General features: G+C 74.1%; 11 protein-coding genes. 3 read left to right on the top strand and 8 right to left on the bottom strand.

The window, feature by feature from the left end:
• Complete coding sequence (locus P3H78_RS23665) at positions 1-1,497, bottom strand: LCP family protein (protein WP_276111147.1); 1,497 nt, start codon at positions 1,495-1,497, stop codon at positions 1-3.
• 127 nt (positions 1,498-1,624) lie between these two features.
• On the opposite strand from P3H78_RS23665, the gene P3H78_RS23660 reads away from it, so the two are divergent.
• Complete coding sequence (locus P3H78_RS23660; protein WP_276111146.1) at positions 1,625-2,653, top strand: glycosyltransferase family 2 protein; 1,029 nt, start codon at positions 1,625-1,627, stop codon at positions 2,651-2,653.
• 26 nt (positions 2,654-2,679) lie between these two features.
• On the opposite strand, the gene P3H78_RS23655 is transcribed toward P3H78_RS23660, so the two are convergent.
• The 3 genes from P3H78_RS23655 to P3H78_RS23645 all read right to left on the bottom strand — a co-directional run bounded on the left by P3H78_RS23655 (position 2,680) and on the right by P3H78_RS23645 (position 7,687).
• Entirely contained in the window at positions 2,680-4,341 is a 1,662-nt protein-coding gene (locus P3H78_RS23655; protein WP_276111145.1) for an LCP family protein, read from the bottom strand.
• Between the two features lie 76 nt (positions 4,342-4,417).
• On the bottom strand, positions 4,418-6,184 hold the full coding sequence (locus P3H78_RS23650; protein ID WP_276111144.1) for an LCP family glycopolymer transferase: 1,767 nt from the start codon (positions 6,182-6,184) through the stop codon (positions 4,418-4,420).
• Between the two features lie 747 nt (positions 6,185-6,931).
• The gene (locus P3H78_RS23645; RefSeq protein ID WP_276111143.1) at positions 6,932-7,687 is read right to left on the bottom strand and encodes a TIGR03089 family protein; all 756 of its coding nucleotides are present in this window, start codon (positions 7,685-7,687) and stop codon (positions 6,932-6,934) included.
• Positions 7,688-7,809: 122 nt separating this feature from the next.
• On the opposite strand from P3H78_RS23645, the gene P3H78_RS23640 reads away from it, so the two are divergent.
• On the top strand, positions 7,810-9,183 hold the full coding sequence (locus tag P3H78_RS23640) for a peptidoglycan recognition protein family protein (protein WP_276111260.1): 1,374 nt from the start codon (positions 7,810-7,812) through the stop codon (positions 9,181-9,183).
• Positions 9,184-9,287: 104 nt separating this feature from the next.
• Positions 9,288-10,370, top strand: coding sequence for a mannose-1-phosphate guanylyltransferase (gene manB, locus P3H78_RS23635; RefSeq protein ID WP_276111142.1), 1,083 nt, complete (start codon positions 9,288-9,290; stop codon positions 10,368-10,370).
• Between the two features lie 44 nt (positions 10,371-10,414).
• On the opposite strand, the gene P3H78_RS23630 is transcribed toward manB, so the two are convergent.
• From P3H78_RS23630 to P3H78_RS23615, 4 genes are all read right to left on the bottom strand, one after another.
• Positions 10,415-11,422, bottom strand: a complete 1,008-nt coding sequence (locus tag P3H78_RS23630; RefSeq protein WP_276111141.1) for a DNA-3-methyladenine glycosylase family protein — start codon at positions 11,420-11,422, stop codon at positions 10,415-10,417.
• A 110-nt stretch (positions 11,423-11,532) separates the two neighbouring features.
• Positions 11,533-12,861: a coenzyme F420-0:L-glutamate ligase gene (locus tag P3H78_RS23625; RefSeq protein WP_276111140.1), complete on the bottom strand. Its 1,329-nt coding sequence runs from the start codon at positions 12,859-12,861 to the stop codon at positions 11,533-11,535.
• On the bottom strand, positions 12,858-13,817 hold the full coding sequence (cofD, locus tag P3H78_RS23620) for a 2-phospho-L-lactate transferase (protein ID WP_276111139.1): 960 nt from the start codon (positions 13,815-13,817) through the stop codon (positions 12,858-12,860). The genes P3H78_RS23625 and cofD overlap by 4 nt, the downstream gene beginning before the upstream one ends.
• A gap of 199 nt (positions 13,818-14,016) precedes the next feature.
• Positions 14,017-14,553: a cysteine dioxygenase gene (locus P3H78_RS23615; RefSeq protein ID WP_276111138.1), complete on the bottom strand. Its 537-nt coding sequence runs from the start codon at positions 14,551-14,553 to the stop codon at positions 14,017-14,019.
• Positions 14,554-15,272 lie beyond the last annotated feature (719 nt).

The following is a 15,272-nucleotide window of genomic DNA, read 5'->3' as shown; positions in this document are numbered from 1 at the left end:
TCAGCCGCACGCCACCTCGTCGCCGGTGACCACGGCCGAGGCCTCCTTCACGGGGTCCACGGCCTGCACCTTGCGGACCTGCCGGAAGTCGTCGCCCGCGATCACGTGGAGCGTGGCGCCCCGAAGGGGGACCGCCCGCAGCTCGCTGCCGGGCAGCGCCACGGCGAGCGCCCGCGCCGACTTGTCCCACCGGGGGTCGTACACGATCACGGTCCGCCGCACCCCGCGCTCCTTGGAGTCCACCGCCGCGCCCGTGGTGCGGAAGCCGGCCGCGGCCAGCGCCGCGTCGGCCCGCTTTCCCAGCCCGACCGTGCCGGTGCCGTTCTCCACCTGCACGCGGATCTGCGAGGGCGGGACCTCCACCGCCGCGGGGCGGTTCGGCCGGGGGGCCCGGTGCACCGCGAGGGGCCGGTCCTCGCGCAGCGACCGGAAGAGCTGGTCCGCCTTGGCCGTGTCCCATTTCACGGTCGACCCGAGCCCCTTGACCGGGACGGCCGTCTGCGCGAGCGGGACGGTGGCGAACTCCGACGACGAGGGTGAGAAGTTCCGCATCGCCCGGCCGAGGTCCAGCAGCTCGTCCGTGCGGAAGCCCCGGTCCGCGCGGACCGAGCCCAGCACCGCCCGGGTCACGTCCCGGAACCGCATCGGGTTCAGCAGCACCCCGGACGAGGTCGCCCGGGCGATCAGCGCCGCCAGGAAGCGCTGCTGGCGTTTCATCCGCCCCAGGTCGCTGGCGCCGTCGACGTGCCGGGAGCGGACGTACTGCAGGGCCTGGCCGCCGCTCAGGCTGTGCGTGCCCGCGGGGAGGTCCAGGCCCGTGAAGCTGTCCTTGAGCGGTTCGGTGGTGCAGATCTGCACCCCGCCGAGGACGTCCACGGTCCGCATGAACGTGGTGAAGTCGACCTCCAGGTAGTGGTCGATCTTCAGATGGGTCATGTCCTCCACGGTGCGCACGGTGAGGTTCGGGCCGCCCTCCGCGTACGCGGCGTTCAGCTTGACCGGGTGCGGACCCTGCGCGCGGCCGGTGGTCCGGTCGAGGCGCCCGGGGATCTCGGCGTAGGAGTCCCGCGGCAGGCTCACCACGCTGGCGCGCTCCCGGTTCTCCGACACGTGCACGATCATCATCGTGTCCGTGCAGTGGCAGGGCAGCCCGCCGAGCCGGTACCGGCGCCGCTCGTCCTCGCTGATCCTGTCCCGGCCGTCGGTGCCGACCAGCAGCACGTTCATGCCGTGGCCGGCCTCGGGACGGTTCTTCATGTCCCGGAAGGGGTCGACGCGTGCGATGTCGGCGTCCAGGCTGGAGACCACGGCGTGCCCGATCCCGGCGGAGGCGAGCACCACCACCGACAGGGTCGTCACCGCCCGCATGGCCCAGCGCGGACGTCTGCGCCGGACGGGCGGGCGTGGCGGGACCGGGGGCCGCGCCGGGGCGAGGACCCGCTGCCGGGGCGGCCGTCGCCGGGGTGGAGCGGGAGACCGGGGCGGCATGGTGGACATGGGGGGACACCTCCGCTTATGGCGTGCGTGGGCACCGTGAGCACCGTAGGTCCATACGATCTGCTGACCGGTGCAGTGACCCGGCGGCGCGCATCGGCGTCCCCCGTTCGCGGTAACGTGAGCACCGATGAACGCCAAGTCCGACGTGCGGCCCCCCGCCGTTTCTGTGATCATGCCCGTCCTCAACGAAGAGCGGCATCTGCGCGGAGCCGTCGAAGCGATCCTCGCGCAGGAGTACGCCGGCGAGATGGAGGTCGTGATCGCCCTCGGTCCGTCGGCGGACCGCACGGACGAGATCGCCGCCGAACTCGTCCGGGAAGACCCCCGCGTGCACACCGTGCCCAACCCGACCGGCCGCACCCCGGCGGCGCTCAACGCGGCGATCAAGGCCTCGCGCCATCCGGTCGTGGTCCGCGTCGACGGCCACGGCATGCTGTCACCCGACTACATAGCCACCGCCGTACGGCTCCTGGAGGAGACCGGCGCGCAGAACGTCGGCGGCGTCATGCACGCCGAGGGCGAGAACGACTGGGAGCACGCCGTCGCCGCCGCGATGACCTCCCGGATCGGCGTGGGCAACGCGGCCTTCCACACCGGCGGCGAGGCCGGCCCCGCGGAGACGGTCTACCTCGGTGTCTTCCGCCGCGCGGCCCTGGAGCAGCAGGGCGGCTACAACGAGGAGTTCGTCCGCGCCCAGGACTGGGAACTGAACTTCCGCATCCGCGAGGCGGGCGGCCTGATCTGGTTCTCGCCGGAGCTGAGGGTGTCGTACCGCCCGCGCCCGACCGTGAGGGCCCTGGCCAAGCAGTACAAGGACTACGGCCGCTGGCGGCACGTGGTCGCCCGCTTCCACGAGGGCTCGATCAACCTGCGCTACCTCGCCCCGCCGACCGCGCTGTGCGCCATCGCGGCCGGGGTGGTCGTCGGTGCGGCCCTCACCCCGTGGGGCTTCCTGGTCCCGGGCGGCTATCTGGCGGCCATCGCCGCCGGATCGGTCCCGGCGGGCCGGGGTCTGCCCGTCAGGGCCCGGCTGCAGGTCCCGGTGGCCCTGGCCACCATGCACATGTCATGGGGCTGGGGCTTCCTGACCAGTCCGCGCGCGCTGGCACGGAAGGTCATCGCCTCCCGCCGTCCGGCGGTGCTCGCCGCCGACTGAGCGGCCCCTCGGCGTGCCGGAGCCGCCTACCAGCGGTAGGGCGCGTACACGTCCATGCACTGACCCGTGTCCGAACCGTTGATGGCGTCGGAGGTGCCGGGCAGGTCGCCGGCCTTCGGCGCGGTCTGCCGGGGGTACGTCGTCCCCTCGCGCCAGTCGGCGCCCACGACGACGGTGACCCCCGACACGTCCGTCGACTGCTTCACCGCGTCCGCCGGGATCCCGAGGGCCTCGGCGACGCGCTGGGCGTCGCCGCGCAGGTCGGCGCTCGGGTAGCGGACGACCGTCTCGTCCTCGGACGGCACCGCGGACGAGTCGGCCGTGGCGCGGCCGTAGCCCTTGGCCACCAGTTCCCGGCCGATCGCGGAGGCCCGTCCGCGGACCGCGGCGCCGGTCGAGGTCCGGGTGGCGTTCTCCACGATCACTCCCAGCCGGGCGGCCGGGACCGAGGGGGTGGCGGCCGGGGTGTCCGGCGCCTTGTGCGGGGTGCCGCCGGCCGCCGGGCCCTTGTCGTCGAAGGGCACGTCGTCGCGGATCATCCGCCACACCTTCTCGGCGTCGGCGCCGTCGGGGACGACGTGGTCGCGGTTCAGCGGGTCGGGGACGTTGGGCATCGTCGTCATGGTGATCCGGTCGGTGGGCACCGTCTTCAGCTGCGTGCCGAGGTCGTACAGCTTCTTGACGGTGCCGATCTCCTCGGAGACCTGGAGCGACTTCGTGGCCGCCTCCGCCAGGTCCATCAGCCTGCCGGTTCCGGTGAAGGCGTTCTGGCCCTTCAGGGTGCGGATCATCGAGTTGAGGTACATGTGCTGGGCGCGGGCCCGCAGCAGGTCGCTGCCCCACGCGTGCCGGGTGCGCAGCCACTGCAGGGCCTGCTTGCCCCGGACCTTGTGGGTGCCCGCCGTCGTCTTCAGGCCGGAGCCCCCGGGCACGCCCGGCAGCGGGCGGTCCCAGACGTTCTGCCGGGTGCACACGTCGACGCCGCCGATGGCGTCGGCCATCCGCACCACGCCCGCGAAGTCGATGGTCATCCAGTGGTCGATGTAGACCCCGGTCACCTTCTCCCACGTGGCCAGCGTGCAGCCGGCGCCGCCGCGGGCGAGGGACTCGTTGATGATGGTGGTGACCGGCGGGTACACCTTGCCGGTGGCCGGGTCGGTGCACTGGGGGATGGCGACCCGGGTGTCGCGGGGGATGCTCACCACGGAGGCGCTCCTGCGGTCCGCGGACAGGTGGACGAGCATCTGCACGTCGCCGAGCGGGGGGTTGCCGCGGTTGTCCCGGCTGCCGCCCAGCGCCACGTTCGCGTCGGAGTTACGGCTGTCGGAGCCGATCAGCAGGATGTTCACGGGGGTCTGGCCGGCCGCGTTCGGCTGCGACCGCCGGGCCTTGCCGTCGCCGCTGCTGCGCTGGCCCTTGCGCAGGTTGCCGTTGAGGTGCTCGTAGTAGAGGTATCCGGCGGACGCCGTCCCGAGTATCAGCACCGCCAGGGTCGACGCCGACCAGCGCAGTACGCGCCGCCGCCCGCCGCCCGGCCCCCGGAGGGCGCGCCCCCCGCGCCCTCTGCCGGAGCCGTCGCCGTCGGCCGCCTCCTCGTCCCGTGGCGGTCCGCCGTCCGCCCGGTCCGGACCGAGAGCGCCCGGAACGTCCGGTTGCGTCCCCTCTCCGCGCACCATGCTCTGCGTCATGTCGCCTGCCTCCCCACCCTTGCGCCGCGAACGGGCCTGTCGTGTGCCCTGTTAGACGCTCGGCAGGCCCGTCAGGTCACTTGGCGCACTGAACCTTGTCCGCGGTGGACTTCTGCACGTCGTCCGGAGCCTTGGACGGGGCGGTCAGCGGCACGCCGGCACCCTGGAAGTCCTTGCCGAGGGTCAGCGTCATGGCGGGCAGGCCCTGGGAGTTGGTCACGCTCTGGCCCGGCTTCAGGGCGGCACCGGACAGCCCCATGAGCGCGGCGAGCTTCCTCGCCTGGGCCGCCTGGTCGGGGGCGTACTCGAGGGTGGTCTTCTCGATCGGCGCGGCGTTGCCCGCGTTCTCGGACTTGAGCACGCCCGCGCTGTTCTGCAGCCAGGTCAGGGTCTCCTGGGCGCTGCCGGCGACGGCCCCGCCGTTCGTCACCCGCACCCGCACGTCGGAGGCCGCGGACTGGGGGCCCTTGAGGCGGGCGGCCTCGGCGGCCTTCTCCTCCTTCTTCTGCTGCTTGACGGCGGTGAAGGAGACGTCGCCGCGGACCATCTGGAAGACCTGCGACGCGGAGGGGTTCTTCAGGACGACGGTCGCGTGCACCTTCTCGGCCGGGTTGTCTATGACCGGCACCGTGGTGAACGTCAGGTTCTTCGGGTTGAGCTTGCCTAGCTCCAGACCGAGGTCCTTCAGCTTGCCGATGCTGTTGATCTTGGAGTCGACGGTCAGCGCCTTGGTGGCCGCCTCGGCCACGTCGACCATCTTCGTCGGGCTGGTGAGCGTGTCGTTGGACTTCAGCTTGCGCATCAGCGAGCTCAGGAACTGCTGCTGGAGCTGGATGCGGCTGAGGTCGCCGCCGAAGCCGACCGCGTGCCGGGTGCGCACGAAGGCGAGCGCGGTCTCACCCTGGATGTGCTGCGTCCCCTTCTTCAGGTCGAGGTGCGAGTCCTTGTCGTGGAGGTCCTTGCCGAGGCACACGTCGACACCGCCGACGGCCGACGTCAGCGTCTTGATGGCGTTGAAGTCGGCGACCATGAAGTCGTCCGGCTTGACCCCGGTCAGCGCGGTCACCGTGCGCATGGTGCAGCTCGGCGTCCGGCCGTCCTGGCCGAGGCTCGTGTTGAAGCGGACGTTGTCCGTGCCCGGGATGACCTTGGTGCTGCCGTCGGGCTGCTGGGTGGGGCAGTCCGGGACGTTGACGATCAGGTCGCGCGGGATGCTCAACGCGGTCGCGTTGGAGCGGTCCTTGGAGACGTGCAGCAGGATGTTGGTGTCGGCGTGCCCGACGCTGCCCTTGTCGCCGTAGCCCTCGTTGCCCTTGCCGGTCCGCTTGTCGGTGCCGATCAGCAGGATGTTGATGGCCCGGTCCTTCTGGAAGCCACCGGTGCTCGCGCCGTCGTCGGAGACGGACGAGATGTTGTCGTTGAGGTGCTTGATGTAGAGGTAGCCGGCCGTCGTCGCCGCGACCAGCACGAAGGCCATCGAACCGCCGGTCCACAGCAGGACCTTCTTGGCCTTCGACTTCTTCGCCGGCCGGCGTCCGCGCCGCCCCGGGAGGGGCTCGTCGGGCACCGGGCGCCGGCGGCGCGGGTGCGGGACATCGCGTCCCGGCGTCTCACGAGCCGGGGCCGCGCGGCCCGGGGCATCGCCGCCCTGCCGGCCCGGCGCCGCCGTCCGGCCGCGTCCGGCGCCCGCGTTCCGGCGGGAGCCCGCCCTGCGGGGTCCCGGCACCGACGACTGCGGAGCGGAATGGCCCAGTTGCAGTTCGTATTCGCCGGTGTCCGGATTGAGCACCCATTGGTCTGCGGGATCGATGTTGTCCGCCCGCCCACGGCCTTGCGCGTCCACGGTTGTCCGAATCCTCCGTCGGGGCCACGCGGCGCCTTCCCCCCTCAAGGCGCTCAGGTCTGTTCACGGTGCACGGCCCCAGGAATGACCTCGCGGCCCGGTGCACCGGATCGCTCACACTATCCGTCCGGTTCGGCCCGGAGCGACGCCGGTGACAAATTCCACGCCCCTACAACTGGGCATTCCGCTCAAATCCTTGAACAGGGGTTCGCCTTTGGCCGGAGCTTTACCCATTGGAGTCCTCCGTCGTGGTGCCACTGGTGAAGAGCGGTGCGGGGGAGGGTGCCCACCGGAACGACGCGGTGTAGTCGCGCGGCTGCACAGAAGAATCGCGTCCGGCGGTGAATCCCGCGGGGGCGGCACCGAATTGGGGCTTTTTGATCCGGAATCCCGAAGGGCTTTTCCGTGCGGCCGCGCGGGGCGGGCCGTCCGGAGCCGTACGCGCCGCCGTGGAGCGCCGGGCTCCACCGGCCGGTCGCGATCGGGGCCCCCTGCACGGGACTTGGGCGGAGCCGCCGGGAACTGCACCGGTCCCGTGGGGATGTTGTGCGGACCGCCCGCGGGGCCGTCGGGGGGCGCACACTCCGCGGGCCGTCCGTCGCCGGGCGGTCGTCGGCCGGGCCCGGCCGCCCGGCCCGCGGATCTCCTCCCGGTCCGGAGGGGGTGGCCGTCCCCGGTGGCCCTCCCGCGGCCCGGTCGACCCGCCCCGGCGGGGGAGGGCCGGTCCCGCGGCGGCACTCCGCGTGCCTATCGCGCCGTCGCGGTGACCCGCTCGCTGTCGATCCGCCGGTCCAGCGCGTCCGCCGCCAGCCGGTCCAGGTTCCGGCACAGCACCACCGACCCGCCGGCGGCCAGGGGTGCGTAGAGCCCCGCGCTCAGGCCCTCCCAGGTGTCGTACGGCAGTCCGGACAGCAGTCGCGCCCCGGGCCCCGTGAGGTCCAGCGCGGGAGCCTCCGTCCGGGCCCGCTCCACGACCTCGGCGGCCGTGTACTCGGCTCCGGCCACGATCAGCGCCGGGCCCTCCGGATCCACCGGTGCGAAGGGCGCGAACCGGTCGCCCTGCCCCGGCGCCTCCACCGCGTAGTCGAGGAAGCCCTGCGGTGGCTGCGGGAACCGGCCGCCCAGCGGCCGCAGCGCCAGCGCGACCCGCTCGCCGGAGCAGGCGCGAGCCGCCTCCAGCGTGTCGGGGCCGCTCACCACGACGTCCGCCGCGGCCGCGTTCCCGTCGACGTCCGCGACCGCCCCGACCGACGCGCACGCCAGCAGCCACACCGCCGTCTGCCAGTGCGCGGGCAGCAGCAGCGCCACCCGGTCGCCCGGCCCGGCGGCCAGGTCGCCCTGGAGCAGGTTCGCCGTCTTGGCCACCCAATTGGCGAAGGTGGCCACGGACAGTTCGACGCGTTCCCCGGTCGCATCGTCGTAGAAGGTCACCAGGGGGCGTCCGGGGTCCGCGGCGAGCGCGGAACGCAGCAGGTCGGCAGGGGTGCGTTCGGTGGCGTTCATCCGCGCAAGAGTACGCGGCGGCCCCGGGGCGCACCGGGTGGCGGGGCGGCCCCGGGGCCACCGGTTCGGCGCAACACCGGCCGACGGTCCGTCAGTTCCCCGATAGACAGAAATGTATGACTATGTCCAAGATCAGGAGCATGCCTCGATACGGATTCCTTGCGTCCTCGATCGGTGTCACCTGCGCGGCCGCCCTGGCCCTGCCGATGACCACGCCGGCGGCCACCGCCGCGGCCCGGACGGAGGGTGGCGCCGGCGCCGGGCGGTCCGCCGCCCCGGCCGTCCCCGGCAGCACCCAGTCCCTGCGTCTGGCCCCCCTCGCCCCCGACCGCACCGCCGGCGCCGGCCCCGCGCAGGGCCTGTACCGCACGGGCGTACGGCACTTCTCCCTGGTCGGCGTCGTCTGGGACGACCCGGACACCCACCTGCACGGCACCGTGCAGGTCCGCACCCGCTCCGTCGCCCGCGGCACCTGGTCCGGCTGGCAGGACGTCGACACCCACAACGCCGACCACGGCGCCGACCCCGGCTCGGCCGAGCGCGCCTCCGGCCGGGTGCGCGGCGCCACGGCACCCCTGTGGGTGGGCGGCAGCGACGGCGTGGACCTCCGCGTCCGCGCGGACGCCGGGCGGCGGGGCGCCCCGGCCGGCCCGCTCCCCTCCGGCATGCGCCTCGAACTCGTCGACCCCGGCACGGCACCCCCGCCAAAGGGCTCCCCGGCCCGCGCCCCGCGCCGCGGAGCGGCCCGGGGGGCCACCGCCCCGGCCGTCGACACCGGCCCCGCCCCGCTCGGTGCCACCAGGATCCCGGCGCTCGGCCGGGCGGAGACCGAACGCGGGCTGCTCGCCCCCGACGACGGCCCGCCGGCCCCCCGTCAGCAGGCGAAGCCGTACATCGGGGCGCGCCCGGCGATCGTCACCCGCCGCGGCTGGGGAGCGGACGAGTCGCTGCGGGAAAGCGGCTTCGTCTACACCAAGAAGGTCAAGGTCGCCTTCGTCCACCACACCGCCTCGGGCAACAACTACACCTGCGCGCAGGCCCCGTCGGTCATTCGCAGTATCTACCGCTACCACGTGCAGAGCATGGGCTGGCGGGACATCGGCTACAACTTCCTCGTCGACAAGTGCGGCACCCTCTACGAGGGCCGGGCCGGGGGAGTCGCCAAGGCGGTGCTCGGCGCCCACACCATGGGGTTCAACACCAACAGCATGGGTGTCGCGGTCATCGGCTCCTTCGGCAGGACCAAGCCGTCCGCCGCCGCCGTCAAGGCCATCGCCCGGCTGGCCGCGTGGAAGCTCGGTCTCTACGGGATGAATCCGCGCGCCACGACATATCTGACGTCCGGCGGTGGGAATCTCTACGCAAAAGGTAAGAACGTGCGTCTGAACGTGATCTCCGGTCACCGGGACGGCTACAACACCGACTGCCCCGGCACACAGCTCTACGCCAAGCTCGGCACGGTCCGCTCGACCGCGGCGGGCTACCAGGGCCGCTGAGGGCGGACCACCGCACGGCCGCGGAGGGCGACGGCGAACGGTCTGCCTACACTGGCCGGCCGAAGGACAGATCGGCCGGTCCCGGCAGGAAGCAGAGACGACAGGTGACAGAAGCGATCCTCCTGGTCGGCGGCAAGGGCACCCGGCTGCGCCCCCTCACGGTGCACACCCCGAAACCCATGGTCCGTGCGGCGGGGGTGCCCTTCCTCACGCACCAGCTGGCGCGGGCGCGGGCGGCGGGCGTCGAGCACATCGTGCTCGCCACGTCGTACCTGGCCGAGGTCTTCGAGCCGTACTTCGGCGACGGATCGTCGTTGGGGCTCCACCTGGAGTACGTCACCGAGGAGGAGCCCCTCGGCACCGGCGGCGCCCTCCGCAACGTCGCCTCCCGGCTGCACTCCGGCCCCGAGGACCCGGTCCTCGTCTTCAACGGCGACATCCTGACCGGGCTGGACATCGGGGCGCTGGTGAGCACCCACCGGACGACCGGCGCGGACGTGTCCCTGCACCTCACCAAGGTGACCGACCCCAGGGCGTACGGGCTGGTCCCCACCGACGGCACCGGACGCGTCCTGGCCTTCCTGGAGAAGCCCCAGACGCCCGAGGAGATCGTCACCGACCAGATCAACGCGGGGGCGTACGTCTTCCGCCGGTCCGTCATCGACGCCATCCCGCAGGGCCGGCCGGTGTCGGTGGAGCGCGAGACGTTCCCCGGCCTGCTGTCCGCAGGTGCGCATCTGCAGGGCATGGTCGACTCGACGTACTGGCTGGACCTCGGCACCCCGGCCGCCTTCGTGCGCGGCTCCGCGGACCTCGTCCTCGGCCGGGCGCCCTCCCCGGCGGTCCCCGGCCGCTGCGGCGACCGGCTGGTCCTGCCGACGGCCGTCGTCGCGCCCGACGCCAAGCTGACCGGCGGCACGGTGGTGGGCGAGGGGGCGTTCGTCGCCGAGGGCGCGCGGGTCTCCGGCAGCACGATCCTGCCCGGCGCCGTCATCGAGCCCGGCGCCGTCGTCACCGACTCGCTCATCGGCACCCGGGCCCGCATCGGCCGCCGCACCGTGCTGACCGGCACGGTCATCGGCGACGGCGCGGTGATCGGCGCGGACAACGAACTCCAGGAGGGCGTCCGCGTCTGGTGCGACGCCTGCATCCCGGCCGGATCGGTGCGGTTCTCCTCGGACCAGTAGCCCGATCCTCCGGGCCGCCCCCGGCGCGGCGGCCCGGAGGCGTGTCACAGGCCGCGGATGTCGCCCTTCGGCATCCGCGGCGCCCGCCGCGGCGGCACCCGGCCGCTGAGCAGGATCAGCCGGGCCGCCCGGTGCCGCTGCCCCGCGTACGGCTCCAGCAGCGCGAGCATCGCCGCGTCGTCCGCGTCCCGGTCCCCGGCCAGCGCCCATCCGACGATCCCCGGCAGGTGCAGGTCCCCGACGGTCACCGCGTCCGGGGCACCGTGGCTGCGCTGCACGGTCTCCGCCGACGTCCACGGGCCGATCCCGGACACCAGCTCCAGCCGCGCCCGCGCGGCCGCCGGGTCCATCCCCGCCGCCTCCTCCAGCCGCGCGGCCACCCGCACCGCCCGCAGGATCGTCGCGGCCCGCTTGCCGTCGACGTTGGCCCGGTGCCACTCCCAGGACGGGATCAGCGCCCACGCCCGCGGGCCCGGCATGACGCGCATCCCGGCGGGCGCGGGCCCCGGCGCGGGTTCCCCGAACCGGCGCAGCAACAGCCGCCACGCCTCGTAGGCCTCGGCGGTGGTGACCTTCTGCTCCAGGACCGAGGGGATCAGCGACTCCAGCACCAGCCCCGTCCGGGTCAGGCGCAGCCCCGGCCTGCGGTGCCGGGCCAGAGCGAGCAGCCGGTGCCGAGGAGCGAAGGCGGCCGGGTCGTCGTCGGCGCCGAGCAGCGCGGGCAGCCGCTCCAGCAGCCACTCCGCACCCGGGCCCCACGCCTCCCCGCGGGCGTGCCCGGCCCGCAGCGACACGCGCAGCGTGCCCGGCCCGAGCGGGGTCCGGGTGGCCCGCCACACGGAGCCGTCCGGCATCGCCCGGAACGTCGGATCGCCCGCCCCGCGCCGCAGCGGGCCCAGCACCAGCCCCAGGTCGAGGGGCCCGTCCGGCACCCAAGAGCGCACCCGCCCCGGCACCGGTGCGGGCCGGGGCACCGCGCCCGCGCCGGGCACGGCGACATGGCCGCCGCGCACGGTCGTGCGGGTGGGCCGGGGGGAGAAGCGTCCTGCCACGAGTGAGGTCCTGGGGAGTCCGGAGGTGCCCTACGAGCTTAGGGGCCCGCGGGCCCGGCCCCCCCAGGGTCCACAGGCGCCGGGTCCCCGCCCGGGCGCGGCCCGTCCCGTCACCGCACCTCGATGAAGGCGCCCGCGTCCCGCGGCGGCCGCGGCCGCGGCTCCTCCGCCGGGTGCCCGACGGCGACGGCACCCATCGGGTCCCAGTGCCCGGGCAGGTCCAGCACCTCGCGCACCACGTCCCGGCAGAACATCGTGGACGACACCCACGCCGACCCCAGCCGCTCACCGGCCAGCGCCACCAGCAGGTTCTGCACACCGGCCCCGGCGGCCACCACGAACATCTCGCGCTCGGCGGCGTCCCGCCGCGGATCGCCGTAGGTGTGCGAGCCGTCCATGACGAGGCACGGCACCACCAGACAGGGGGCGTTGCGCAGCACGTCGCCGCGCCGGACCCGGCGGGCGATCGACTCCGCGCTCCTGCCGTCCCGCTCCAGGTCGGCGACCCAGGCGGCGCGCATCGCGTCGAGCAGCAGGGTCCGCGACTCCTCCGACTCCAGCAGCACGAACCGCCACGGCGTGGTGTGGTGCGGGGCGGGCGCCGTGACCGCCGCGGCCACCGCGCGCCGCACCGCTCCGGGGTCGACGGGCTCGTCGGTGAAGGACCGCACGGTGCGCCGCCCGGTCACCGCCTCCCGTACGGCCTCGGAGGTGCCGAGCCGGAACATGTCGTCGCGCGCGTCGCGCACCAGGGCCCGCGCACCCGGCGCCTCGTCCCCGGTCACGGTGTGCGCCAGCCCGCGCACCACGGCGACGGGCCGCCCGGAGGCCTTGCCCTTCACCAGGTCGCCGGCGGCGGCGAGTTCGTCGGCGGTGGCGACGACGGTGGCGCTCAGCGGGTTGCCGTACGCGTCCGTGCCGCCGCGCAGGTCGTCGAGGACGTGGACGCCCGCGGCGCCGATGGCGACATCGGTGAGCCCGGCGCGCCAGGGCCGTCCGAAGGTGTCGGTGACGAGCACCCCGACGTCCACCCCGAGCGCGTCGCGCACGCCGTCCCGCACGGCGCGCGCCGACGCGTCCGGGTCCTCGGGCAGCAGCAGCACCGTCCCGGGGCGGGTGTTGGAGGCGTCCACGCCGGCCGCCGCCATCACCAGGCCCTGGCGGTTCTCCACGATCCGCAGCGGCCCGCGCCGGGCGACGACCCGCACGGTCTCGGCGTCGATCGCGGCCTCCCGGTCGGCCGCCTCGACCAGCCGGCCCTCGGCCTTGGACACGATCTTCGAGGTGACGAGCAGCACGTCGCCGTCGGCCAGTTCGGGCGCGGCGGCGGCGATCAGCTTGGCGAGGTCGTCGCCGGGCTGCACCTCGGGCATCCCGGCGACCGCCCAGACCCGGTACCCGGCCGGGTCCGCGGCGCCGGAGGCAGGCGTGCCGGTCACGCGGGCCGCACCTCCTCGGCCAGGGCCAGCGCCTCCTGCGCCATCCGCGCGGTCGCGTCCACGTCGGTCATCATCAGCGGCACCGCGCGGCAGCGGATCCCGTCCGCCTCGACACGCTCCACCACGGCCGCGTCCACGGTGTCGACGAGCCAGCCGTCGAGCAGTCCGGAGCCGTAGTGCTCGGCCACCGCCGCGGCGGTGGACTCCACGCCGACCGCGGCCAGCACTTTGTCGGCCATCCCGCGCACCGGCGCGTCGCCGACGATGGGGGACAGGCCGACGACCGGCACCCCCGCCTCGGCGATCGCCTCACGGATGCCGGGCACGGCCAGGATCGTGCCGATCGAGACGACGGGGTTGGACGGCGGGAAGAGGATCACGTCCGCCGCGCCGATCGCCTCCAGCACGCCCGGCGCCGGCTTCGCCTGCTCCGCGCCGACCGGGACGATCGCCGCGGCCGGGACCGAGGCCCGCAGCCGCACCCAGTACTCCTGGAAATGGATCGCCCGGCGCTCGCCGTCGACCTCGACGGCCACGTGCGTCTCGACGCGGTCGTCGGTCATCGGGATCAGCCGGACCCCCGGCTTCCACCGGTCGCACAGGGCCTCGGTCACCGCGCTGAGCGGGTACCCGGCGCCCAGCATCTGGGTGCGCACGATGTGCGTGGCGAAGTCACGGTCGCCGAGCCCGAACCACTCCGGTCCCACGCCGTACGCCGCCAGCTCCTCCTTGAGGTGGAAGGTCTCCTCGGCCCGACCCCAGCCCTGCTCCTCGTTGATGCCGCCGCCGAGCGTGTACATCACCGTGTCCAGGTCCGGGCAGACCTTCAGCCCGAAGAGGTGGATGTCGTCGCCGGTGTTGCCGATGACCGTGACGTCCGCGTCCGGCACGGCCCGCTTCAGGCCGCGCAGGAACCGGGCACCACCGATGCCGCCTGCCAGAACCACAATCCGCATGGGGGCAAGTCTCGCAGGCCGCACCGGAAACACGGCAGGCGGACACCGGGCGCGCCCCCGCCGCGACCGGACGCGCGCGCCCACCCGCGCGCCGCCCGTCCCCATGGGCCTGTCCTCCTGCGGCCCGGCGGGCCCACCCGCATGCGCCCCGGTCCGCGTGCCGCCCCCTCGCCGGCCGCGGACACCGCCGCCCGGCGGGTCAGGCGCCGGCCGGGTCCATCGGACCGCCGACGGCCGCCGCGCACCGCGCGCCCGCCGCCGCGGCGGCCGAGTCCCGGGGGAGCATCGGCATCTCGGTCAGGCCGGGGTGGTACACGTGCAGGCTGACGGCGGGCTCCAGGGCGTCGTTGACCACCTCGTGCACGTATCCGGGCGCGAACACCCGCTGCGCGCCGGGCCCGAGGCTGCGCGTGCCGCGCCCGGTGCGCTCGGTCAGGGTGCCGTCCAGGACGGTCAGGACGCCGGAGGAGCGGCCGTGGTCGTGCCGTCCGCTGCCCTGGCCGGGCACCCACGACAGCAGCCACACCTCGTAGCCCGGGCCGGTGCGCAGCCGGTGGTACCAGCGCGACGCCGCGTCGTAGCGCACGAGGTGCTCCCACTGGGAGCGGTCGGCGGCGAGGGAGCGGGCGAGACCGGCGAACTCGGCCACCGTGGCCGGGTGTTCGCGCGGGGGCTGGAGGAGGTGGGGGACTTCGAGGATGTCGCCGGCGATCTGGAGGTCGCTGTCGCTGTTCATGGGGGTGCGGTGTTCCTCGGAGGAGAGGGGCGGGAGGTCGCGGGCCGGTCGCCCGGGTCACGGGCGGGAGGCGTGCCCCGGATACGGGGCGTGCGGGGAGCGGCGCGGCCGGGTCGGGGCCAGGCGGGGACAGCCGGAGCGAGCGTGGCTCAACAGCTGGGACAGCAACAGCTGCAGCGAGCGCGGGCAGCACCGTGGGACCCGGCGGTGCGGGTCGAGGTGAGTGCCTGGTTCGCGAGCATGCCCTCAAGGACACCGGCTCGCCCTCCCACTGTCAACTTGGCGCCCGGAATGTGGGACATGGTTCACCTCATCCGGTTCATCTCTCAGATGAAAGGTTTGCTCACCGGCAGGAGGGGACACATGGCGCACAAGCCGGGCGCGCAAGCCTCGTTGCGATCCCGTGATCCGACCGTGATCCGGGGTGCCTCGCCGTGCGTGTCGGAACGAGATCGATGCCCTGGGCGTCCTCCCCAGTGCGGGCCCCGAGCGGGCCCGGCGCGGGGGCGGAGTCCGTGGGCCCCTGAACATGTGTCAAGGTTTATGCCGATTTGAACACTTTCCGCATGGCCTTGGTTCCGCAGAGTGAATAAGGGGCCCAATAGCAGATCTCGGCTTGACTCGCCCGGAGCAGCACACTTGTAATTTCACTCGTGTCGTTCAGCCGGAATCGGTAACGGCTGGATCACGGGGACGCGAAAGACAGACGAGGGGCGCAC

Source organism: Streptomyces tropicalis (genome assembly GCF_029269835.1).
Taxonomy (GTDB): Bacteria; Actinomycetota; Actinomycetes; order Streptomycetales; family Streptomycetaceae; genus Streptomyces; species Streptomyces tropicalis.
The sequence above is the reverse complement of the archived record's forward strand: the minus strand, read 5'-3'. Positions and strand labels throughout refer to the sequence as shown.

Coding starts and splice junctions, on each gene's coding strand:
- P3H78_RS23645 (WP_276111143.1), bottom strand. CDS start 7,687: ATGAACGCCACCGAACGCACCCCTGCCGACCTGCTGCGTTCCGCGCTC.
- P3H78_RS23640 (WP_276111260.1), top strand. CDS start 7,810: ATGTCCAAGATCAGGAGCATGCCTCGATACGGATTCCTTGCGTCCTCG.
- P3H78_RS23665 (WP_276111147.1), bottom strand. CDS start 1,497: ATGTCCACCATGCCGCCCCGGTCTCCCGCTCCACCCCGGCGACGGCCG.
- P3H78_RS23655 (WP_276111145.1), bottom strand. CDS start 4,341: ATGACGCAGAGCATGGTGCGCGGAGAGGGGACGCAACCGGACGTTCCG.
- P3H78_RS23660 (WP_276111146.1), top strand. CDS start 1,625: ATGAACGCCAAGTCCGACGTGCGGCCCCCCGCCGTTTCTGTGATCATG.
- P3H78_RS23615 (WP_276111138.1), bottom strand. CDS start 14,553: ATGAACAGCGACAGCGACCTCCAGATCGCCGGCGACATCCTCGAAGTC.
- cofD (WP_276111139.1), bottom strand. CDS start 13,817: ATGCGGATTGTGGTTCTGGCAGGCGGCATCGGTGGTGCCCGGTTCCTG.